General features: G+C 65.8%; 5 protein-coding genes and 1 pseudogene. 4 read left to right on the top strand and 2 right to left on the bottom strand.

The features are described 5' to 3' along the window. The first annotated feature begins 77 nt into the window (after positions 1-77). The 3 genes and pseudogenes from ABT147_RS47010 (at position 78) to ABT147_RS47020 (ending at position 1,738) form a co-directional block, all read left to right on the top strand. Positions 78-590 (top strand): hypothetical protein, encoded by a 513-nt coding sequence (locus ABT147_RS47010; protein ID WP_351418682.1) that lies wholly within the window; start codon positions 78-80, stop codon positions 588-590. Between the two features lie 78 nt (positions 591-668). Next, positions 669-981: pseudogene (locus ABT147_RS47015) on the top strand (polyphosphate kinase 2); the annotation flags it as partial. Between the two features lie 211 nt (positions 982-1,192). After that, on the top strand, positions 1,193-1,738 hold the full coding sequence (locus ABT147_RS47020; protein WP_230224198.1) for a hypothetical protein: 546 nt from the start codon (positions 1,193-1,195) through the stop codon (positions 1,736-1,738). 228 nt (positions 1,739-1,966) lie between these two features. Here the strand turns inward: ABT147_RS47020 and ABT147_RS47025 are convergent, their stop codons facing one another. After that, positions 1,967-2,152, bottom strand: a complete 186-nt coding sequence (locus ABT147_RS47025; protein WP_351418685.1) for a hypothetical protein — start codon at positions 2,150-2,152, stop codon at positions 1,967-1,969. Positions 2,153-2,266: 114 nt separating this feature from the next. Between ABT147_RS47025 and ABT147_RS47030 the strand changes: the two genes are divergently transcribed. Continuing rightward, the gene (locus ABT147_RS47030) at positions 2,267-2,737 is read left to right on the top strand and encodes a GNAT family N-acetyltransferase (protein WP_351418687.1); all 471 of its coding nucleotides are present in this window, start codon (positions 2,267-2,269) and stop codon (positions 2,735-2,737) included. Between the two features lie 24 nt (positions 2,738-2,761). Here ABT147_RS47030 and ABT147_RS47035 read toward each other — a convergent pair. Further along, positions 2,762-3,179 (bottom strand): transposase (locus ABT147_RS47035; protein WP_351418689.1); only part of this gene is annotated, 418 nt, incomplete at its 5' end.

Below are 3,179 nucleotides of genomic sequence, written 5' to 3' on the forward strand. Positions count from 1 at the left end.
GAACGAGAAACAGAACGAGACAGAGAACGGGGACGAACCACATGTCACGAGTCCGACGCACACTGACGGTCACGGCCATGGCCACCATGCTCACCGCCACACTGGCCGGCGGAACGGCCGCGGCCACCGAGATCGGCACGATGGCGCAGGGCGGCAAGTGCGACTACAACCAGCTGGACAAGCCCACGATCCGCAGCCACAAGGGCAAGGGCGACGACAGGTACAACGACGGCAAAACCAAGAAGTACGGCCGCGAACTGATCCTCTCGACAGGGAAGATCACCGACAACTCCGCGGCAATGCTCAGCGGAAAGGTGCGCAAGGGCGACGAGGTGTGGGTCGACATCAGCCACGACGAGGGCAACAACTGGAAGGGCGCCTGCGGCAACGTCAAGGCCACGAAGAAGGGCCAGAAGATCTACTCCAAGTGGTACAAACACTCCGGCGGTACCGTCAAGGACCGCGTGATCCGCGCCTGCGCGCGCACCACCACGGGCGCCTCGGACACCGGCAAGCGCGTCACCTGGTGCGCGGACATCGGCGACGTGAAGTCGAAGGCCGGCGCCCGCTGGTGGTCGGACAAGGACTAGCCGCGGCTGAACACCCGCCCTTCGCCCGCCGTTCGAACCCGCTTGCTTCGATCAAGGTCTCTGAACGAGGAGGCCGACATGACCGAACCGCTGTCGGGGATGCGGGCCGACTACGCCGACGCCGACGACCCGGTCCTGATCCGGCCGGACGGTACTCCTGTGGACGCCTGGCGGGAGGACTAACCGTGACCAGCGCATGGAGCGCGGGGAGTACGACCTGCACAAGCGCCTCCAGCAGATTGAGCTGCTGAAGCTGCGGGGCTGGATCAAGGAGACCGGGCGTCGGCTCGTCGTCGTGTTCGAGGACAGGGACGCCGCCGGCAAGGGCGGCACGATCAAACGGTTCACCGGGCATCTCAACCCCCGCGGCGCGCGGGTGGTGGCCGCGGAGAACGCAGCGGCGAAGTTCTCGTATGGCATAGGCCATGCCCCATGGGGCATGGGGAGGCACTGTGCGGGGGCACGAGGGGCCCTCAGGCCGCGGGCCTCCTGATTCCAAGTTCCCGCAAGGTCGCCGGAAGCCGGCTCCGCAACTCTTGGCGGGCCAGCCGGTGAACGGGACGGACCGGCACGACAGCGAACACCACAACCAGGAGGAACTCATGGCTTGGCTGAAGAGGGCAGGCGCCACGGCGCTGACCGGCGGGGTCGCGCTGGCCTGCGCGACGACGTTCGGGGTGGCTCCGGCGGTGGCGGCCGTTCCGGACAAGTGCAACAGCGACTACCAGAGCAAGACGTTCGACACCCCGGGTTCCAACGTCACTTTCAAGATCAAGTTGTGCGTGTCGCTGAACAGCAGCACCGGCAAGTACCACGCGTACGCGATGGGGAGCTGGAGCGGCGGGGGCAACTACGTCGTCGGCGAGATGGACAAGTTCCTGCTGGGTCTCAGGCTGGAGCGCAGCGACGCCCTCATGAGGTACGAGAGCTGCGAGTTCAGGAGCGGCATCAACTGGATCGAGGCGGATTCCTTCAAGCCCAGCGACATACCCACCATCATCTCGGGCGAATGCGACCTGAACACGGACTCGACGAACAGCGGCGGAGGCAAGTGGACCGCCGACGGAAAGATCATCTACAACATCAACAACGACGGTGACGGCGACAAGACCTGGGAGCTGGGCGGGTCGCCCGGCTACGACGACTGACGCAGACCGCGTGTGTGTAGGGCCCGCCCGCCGACCGGCGGGCCCTGCCGCATTCCGGACACGCCCCGCGCAGAGGCCACCGAGGCCGGGCACGCTCTCGCTCACAGTGGGCTTTGGCTCGAATCGCAGGACACGCCACCTCACGGCATCCCTTTGATCCAGGCTCCCCCCGGCCGTCCGGAAGCGGCCCATGTCAACGGTTCGGCCTCCGCCGCCCTGTCCCAGCTCCTAGGCCGGTTGCGAGAGGCGACCCGCGAAGTGCGTGCCGAAGTCCTCCGGAGCCCTGCCCGGCAAGAAGTCCCGGTACGTCGCGAGCTTCTGGAAGCCCTGGAGCGGGTCAGGGCCGCGCGTGCACAGTTGAATGCCGTTCTCCTCGAACAGATCGATCACATCAACGGAGGCCGCGCGCGCCATGCATAGAAGTGAGCTGGCCTGTTCCCCGTCTAAAGGTTGTCCCGTAACTGCAAGCTGGGTCTAGGCTGAACCAGCCATCCGGGTATCGATCTTGTGGAGGCTGAGACTGCGCCTATGGACATATCTCTGCGCCAGCTTGAGGACAGCGACCTGCCGATCTTCTGGCAGCAGTTGACGGATTCCGAGTTGCAGCGGATGGCAGCTGTGACCAGGAAGTATCACTACGACCGTGGCCACTTCGACCAGCACTGGGCAAAGGTGCGCTCGGACCCGTCCGTGATCTTGCGAACCGTTCTTGCTGACGGCGTTGTAGCAGGGCATGCCGCTGTTTTCGGTCCGCCCCAGGAGCGTGAGGTCACGTATGTCATTGGGCGAGCTCATTGGGGTCAGGGCATAGCTACCACCGTCCTTGCCGAAATGATCGAGCTGGAGCCCGTCCGGCCGCTCCACGCCGACGCCGCCGCTGACAACGCCGGCTCCATCCGTGTGCTGGAGAAGTGCGGCTTCATCGTCACGGGGAAGAGCCGGTGCTTCGCCCGGGCTCGTGACGAGGAGATCGACCTGGTGCACTTGACGCTGAGCTGAGCACAGGGGCGTCGCCAGTACCGCTCAACCGGCCAATGCGAGGTTGTGCAAGCGGGCGATGCCGAGCATGGCCTGGTGAACGCCGTTGCCCTTGAGTCGGCAGTCACGGAGGATCTTCCAGTTCTTCAGCCGGGAGAGCGCGTGTTCCACCCGGGCCCGGGCTCGGCGATGGACGGTGTTCTCCGCCTCCTGCTGCTGGCTGAGGTGCGTCTGGCCGCGCCGTTTGCGGTGTGGGATGAGGAGCCCGGTTCCCTGATAGCCGCCGTCAGCGATGGTTGGGGCGCCGCGGCAGGTCCTGTCGACACCGGACTCCGTGAATGCCCGGCAGTCGTTGCGCCTGCCGGGCAGCGGGAGGCCGACCGCCACGACCAAGCGGCTATTGGCGTCGATGACGACCTGCAGGTTCGTCGAGTACCGGTAGTTCTTGCTGGACGCGGCGACG

The sequence above is a fragment of the Streptomyces sp. NPDC001868 genome, from assembly GCF_040297125.1.
Classification (GTDB): Bacteria; Actinomycetota; Actinomycetes; order Streptomycetales; family Streptomycetaceae; genus Streptomyces.

Bases quoted from the DNA above. Each gene is read 5' to 3' on its own strand.
- ABT147_RS47010 (WP_351418682.1), top strand. From the start codon at position 78: ATGGCCACCATGCTCACCGCCACACTGGCCGGCGGAACGGCCGCGGCC.
- ABT147_RS47020 (WP_230224198.1), top strand. From the start codon at position 1,193: ATGGCTTGGCTGAAGAGGGCAGGCGCCACGGCGCTGACCGGCGGGGTC.
- ABT147_RS47025 (WP_351418685.1), bottom strand. From the start codon at position 2,152: ATGGCGCGCGCGGCCTCCGTTGATGTGATCGATCTGTTCGAGGAGAAC.
- ABT147_RS47030 (WP_351418687.1), top strand. From the start codon at position 2,267: ATGGACATATCTCTGCGCCAGCTTGAGGACAGCGACCTGCCGATCTTC.